Origin of the sequence: Pseudomonas sp. NBRC 111133 (assembly GCF_001320605.1) — a bacterium.
Taxonomy (GTDB): domain Bacteria; phylum Pseudomonadota; class Gammaproteobacteria; order Pseudomonadales; family Pseudomonadaceae; genus Aquipseudomonas; species Aquipseudomonas monteilii.
Map to the genome: position 1 here is coordinate 1 of NZ_BCBJ01000155.1, position 4,996 is coordinate 4,996.

Annotated in this window: 6 protein-coding genes; 1 reads left to right on the forward strand and 5 read right to left on the reverse strand. The window is 47.9% G+C overall.

Annotation, left to right across the window (positions count from 1 at the left end):
- A partial coding sequence (locus APH36_RS32275; RefSeq protein ID WP_177337145.1) for a hypothetical protein occupies positions 1-322 on the forward strand: 322 nt, incomplete at its 5' end.
- 202 nt (positions 323-524) lie between these two features.
- Here APH36_RS32275 and APH36_RS31965 read toward each other — a convergent pair.
- The 5 genes from APH36_RS31965 to APH36_RS32280 all read right to left on the reverse strand — a co-directional run.
- The gene (locus APH36_RS31965) at positions 525-761 is read right to left on the reverse strand and encodes a hypothetical protein (protein WP_155738439.1); all 237 of its coding nucleotides are present in this window, start codon (positions 759-761) and stop codon (positions 525-527) included.
- A 476-nt stretch (positions 762-1,237) separates the two neighbouring features.
- Entirely contained in the window at positions 1,238-1,711 is a 474-nt protein-coding gene (locus tag APH36_RS31970; RefSeq protein ID WP_155738438.1) for a hypothetical protein, read from the reverse strand.
- Between the two features lie 531 nt (positions 1,712-2,242).
- Positions 2,243-2,812, reverse strand: a complete 570-nt coding sequence (locus tag APH36_RS29315; RefSeq protein ID WP_016711358.1) for a hypothetical protein — start codon at positions 2,810-2,812, stop codon at positions 2,243-2,245.
- Positions 2,809-4,734, reverse strand: coding sequence for a hypothetical protein (locus tag APH36_RS29320; protein ID WP_158002894.1), 1,926 nt, complete (start codon positions 4,732-4,734; stop codon positions 2,809-2,811). Before APH36_RS29320 ends, APH36_RS29315 begins: the two co-directional genes overlap by 4 nt.
- Before the next feature lie 43 nt (positions 4,735-4,777).
- Positions 4,778-4,996: hypothetical protein (locus APH36_RS32280; RefSeq protein ID WP_177337146.1), on the reverse strand; the 219-nt coding region annotated here is incomplete at its 5' end.

The window sequence follows — 4,996 nt, forward strand, 5'->3', positions numbered from 1 at the left end:
TTCCCTAGACCTCAACGATGCATCCAAAGAGCAACGCAATGACCTTTATGGGCTTTTGGCAGCGAAAAATTGGATGAAGACAAAGGATGTCGACACCGTTTGGACGCTAACCTACCCAGATTTCAATCACGACTCAGAGGAGAACATGAAGGCAATTCGACTCTATCTGGAAAGCACGCTGTGTAATGCAGCGCAAAGTTTGAGGCTCAAGGAAATTTACTACGTTGCTCAATTGGGTAACGATAGTGTCTTAAGCCGAGTAGTTAAAAAAGTAGAAGGCGTCTACAAGGCGCTACCCACTAGCCTTTACGCGACGAAGTGAAGATCGCCAGTCCGGTGGCAAGCGCCATCGGATTGTCTAAAAAAGCCTCAGCTTCCTCGCTACGCTTTTCATGAGCAAGCAGAGCGCGCAGCCATGATGGCGTAGGCGCGAGGATGGAAGCCCGACAGGGCCAAGACGCGGCCAACGGCAGGCGGCTTGGTTCACGACAACCGGCCCACCGGGCGCGACCATAATTTAAGGCTCAAATTGCCTCATCATGATCATCTAGGGCTGCTTCAAGCGTAGGATGCCACTCCAGAGGCAGTTCGCCGGCCACACCAATCAACCTCCTGGCAATCCAACTATCTTCTTCCACATACGCCTCGGCACTAAGTCCTGAAAGTCCTCGGGAAGGAGTTTCCCGACATTTAGGGTCAACCAGGTGGCTGAGCTCCTGCTGACGAGCTATGACGTAATCCTTGATTTCCTCTGGATCCATCGAGACCCCACCGCAATCCGTCACGGTGTAATTTCTCAGCCCATTCGCTGCCTCGATGAACTATCGTTCCTGCTTGATCTCCCAAACCGAGCGCTTATCTCTGAAAAGCCATTTCCACAGCGAGGCGAGGGCGGTCACAAAGAGCGTGCCTTGGGCAAGTTGTGATCTTGATCCCACCTATGCTCCGAATCAGGAGCTACGCGTGTCAAGCAGGTGCTGACGGAGCCGGTGCCTCGTCATACTTCCCTCAACGTTGTTGTACATGCCCGACTTCTCCAGCAGTTTCGTTAAGTGGAGCTCATGATTGTAAACCAGCTTGAGCGAATGCCCCATTTAGGACAGCATGATTGCCCGGGCTATATCGATGTAATTCTTGGAGGTGGTATTGATGGGCTCATGGCCCGAGCTGAGATTTGATGATCTGTGAAACGGGCCAGCACAAGGGTATCGGTCGCTTGAATCTGCAGCGTGTGCAATTATAATCCTAGCTCGTACTCAATTTTCATGCCGCGCAGCCTTTTAGTTAATGCTTTTGGTGGACACCAATCAAAGGCTGCTTGTATGCAAAGATGCCAAATGTCGACTTGGATATAAAAGATTCCTGTTTCAGGAGATCTTCCCATAAGCTTGCGCCCCTTAAGAACTTGGTAAAGTGTGTTGATCACTCCCCGAGGGTAGCGTCCACGTCCTTTCTGATCTGCCACAGCGGCATAATGAAAGCAACCGCTATGACTATAGCTAGCCACGGCGTTATTCAACCTCTTTCTAAGCTCTTTTTTGCTTATTCGAGAAGCTACCACCCACCAGATAAACTCTACTTCCTCGAGCTCCAAGTCATCTGGTGGGAAGTCGCAATAATTTTCATATTCATCGAGTGGAAGGGGGCGATTAGGACGTGGCCGCGCTCGTTGAGGCTGCAAAGGCATTAAGAGACAGGACTGATCAGCCATTTCTTTCCTCGATAGGTACAAGGTACACAGAGCATAGATAGCCCGCTAATGTATACGTGGGAATCATGCGCGATCATAGCATCTCGGAGTGATGTGAGCCAGAGAGCTGAGTCGTCGCTGGCAATTTTGCTAGTCCCTCACTGATTCGATTGTACAGGCTCAAGTCAAGTGCATAATCTGCTGAGATGACAGGCTGGTCAGAATATACTATCCAAAATTTGATTTGGTGATGGAGGAAAGTATAGGGGACAACGCGTTGGGATATGAATTGCGCCAAGTTGTCGTTTGTATACGATACTTATCGATAACTTCGTATTTAGAATGCTCTCAGGCTCTACAATCAGTGGCATACAAAGGGAGCAGAAAATTGCTTAATGGCTGAGGAGGCTGATGAAGCTCAATTTTTACATGCGCCGCTAACAGGTACAGGTGACCAAGTGATAATTTCAAATGGTAGGGAGGGGCGGGGAATAAAGCATAAGGCGGTGCAGCAATATTAGCGAGCCGGTGTAGGTGCGCTGGTGGTTATTTTTACTTTATCATGGTTACGGTCTTCATCATTTGACGGAGCTGTTTGCTGAGTTCCTCATTGCGAATCTGAAGTTCGGCGTTTTCAGCTTTAAGATGTTCGATAGTGGCAATTAAAGTTCTGTGGCTGTCGATCATTTGGTTGCTGATAGCTGCAGTGAGAGCCTCTGCAAGGCGGAGGTTAGTTAGGCGATCAATCTCAGATGTCTGAGAGCGGAGTTCTTTTTTGATTTCTTCCTTTGTGGGCTTTTTACTTGCGCTGTATTTCGTTGCTGACAAACTTTCCCACAGATCTTCAAGTTCGGAATTTTTGTTGGTGATTAGCTCATGAATTTCTGGCTGACGGCGCTTGTTCAATAAGCTGTCATGGACACCGCTTTCTTTAGCGATATTGCGAGCGACGATTCTTCGATCTTTTACTCCGAGAACAGTGCCAGCCTCCATTAGGGTCTTGATGCGATTGAACGCCTTGTGGACTTCTCGATAAAGATTTCGCTTTGTTGGCGAGTTCACCCATTTAGGTTCTTCTGTAGCATTCACTACGTTTGAATATTGCTCTAGGCTAAATTTCATGCTGATACTTTTCCTTCCAAGCGGCGCTCAAGTTGCCTAACTACTTGAGCGCTGATGTTTCCTATAACCTTGAGAGGGTGGCTCTCTGCGATAAATTGATGCGCAATAGCAGTGCGTTCTAGCTCTTGCTTTTGCAGATTATTGTTCATGCTATGAGGGCATCCTGCACAAATCTCCGGCTTGCTCCGCTGATCAACATTAGGAGTTCCAGTTTTGGAATCATGACATTTCGCCAAATGTTGCTCGTTTCCACGAAGGGCGCAATAGCCCCATTCAAACGCGGTAAACCGCACAAATTCATTCGCCAACTCACTGATGTAATCATCGAATTCTGCTCCAGTAAGAATCGAAATTGCTGCCATGTCTTTTTCGATACGTTTTGCAGCAGGGCCATAGAAACGGTCGTCCAACCTACCATGCGCAATTCGGCCTATGACTTCTTTGGCGTAATCACGCTCAAGGCTAATTCTGACAGATTCACTTAGTTTTTCGCGTGTATAACGTCGGGTGTGGAATGAGCCTTGGGAGTGCCGAAAGTGTTCACGAATTTTATCCATGACGTTTCCATCAAATCTTCGCAGGGCAAATTCCGCAAATGTGTGGCGCGCTTGGTGAGGCGAGACTTCACTATGGATCTTTCCCGCTTCAGGATATTTTTCTACAACGTTAATTTTGTAAAAGGCTTTAAACCAAGCTCTTAAGGCTAGAGTGGAATACCCTGCGTCTGCTAACCATTGCTCATTACTGAATTTGCCTACACCGCGTGCTACTAAGAAAGCTTCACTTCTGTAAGCTCTGTGTAGCAACGGAAGATTAAAATCAGTCGTACTCACTGCCGATAGATTTTTCATAAGCGTTGCTGCATCTGCGGCAAGCCCATGCAACGACCTCGGGTGAGCGAATCCAGATTCTGTCTTATAGTTTTCGGAGATAAACCACCAAGAACCGTCAGGCTCCTGGTGGTAATCTTGGATACGCATTCCATTGATCTCGGAGATACGAAAACCGCTCAGCAGTGTGATGACGGTCAAAGCAGCTTTAGTCAGCTCGCTACAGAAATCGCTCAGTTCACCTTGAGTTTTCCAGGGTAAAGCGGCGTGAGAAAATTTCGTCGCGCTATCAACGGCATTTCCAAGTTCTGTTGCGGATGCTGCCCACCCTCGTTCAAATCGAGATAATACATACTGCGGAGATTGCATTCTTCGATAGAGAGCTAATCGATCTTTTTCGCCAAACCAGCTCGTGACCTTGGTTTTTTCGCGACGCCATTGCGTAAAAAATATTGCCGCAATCTGCGCTTCATCGGACTCGATTAGTGTGATTGCTTCAGCAAGCATTAATGAGGCGCAGGTCATAGGTATAGAGCCGTAACTGCCCCCTCTACTCCACGTCGCGTAATCCATATCAGAGCCCTGAAGTAGAGGCTCCATCGTACTCTTTTTGAATGCGGGGGTCATGCGGTGAATCACGCCGTCGACCAGAGTTCCACAGTGGAGGTGGTTGTGGGTCTTGTCTAGGATTCTGCACATCATCGAGAGCATCGAAACACCTAGAATATGGCATTCCCCGCTATTTTGCTCTTTTTTCATCATGAAAAATCGGAGCATAACCTGGATTTCGACCCTGGAAAGAGACTGAAGTGCCCGGTCGGTATAGTGAAGCTCCCAATATTCGCACAGTTCACGTAGATAAGCGAGCTCCTGCCGCGCGCTTGAAAGGCTGCTGACAACAATGCGCCCCCTGTCGTCAGCATACCCCCGTGAAATATCTCCGGCTAAGAAATACATTTGCGCGTATAGACGTTTCGCCATGGAACAGTTCCAGGCGAAGCTAACAGAATAGAAGTGTCCCGTCATTGGATCTTGAATTTGAAATAACTCATCACCATACTGATTAAGGATCTTTGGGTCTTCAGTGGTCATGGCAAACAAGGCTGAGGGGGCTGCGGTATTCTGCACGAGTTGTTTACCTGATGATCGGGGCGGGGAAGGTGTAATTCTTAAGCATATCCTTCCCCTGTGCAATAGTTTTTTGGTCGAACTGCTCAAGTGCATCTTCTATGTATGCAGCCTGCATGGCGATTGCGAATGCTTTTAATTCATCTTCGACCGACAATTCCTTAATTTTACTTATGCACTCATCCCGATAGCCCATCATTAGCGCAGCTGTAATACCATTAGGGAA

Coding starts and splice junctions, on each gene's coding strand:
- APH36_RS31965 (WP_155738439.1), bottom strand. CDS start 761: ATGGATCCAGAGGAAATCAAGGATTACGTCATAGCTCGTCAGCAGGAG.
- APH36_RS31970 (WP_155738438.1), bottom strand. CDS start 1,711: ATGGCTGATCAGTCCTGTCTCTTAATGCCTTTGCAGCCTCAACGAGCG.
- APH36_RS29315 (WP_016711358.1), bottom strand. CDS start 2,812: ATGAAATTTAGCCTAGAGCAATATTCAAACGTAGTGAATGCTACAGAA.
- APH36_RS29320 (WP_158002894.1), bottom strand. CDS start 4,734: ATGACCACTGAAGACCCAAAGATCCTTAATCAGTATGGTGATGAGTTA.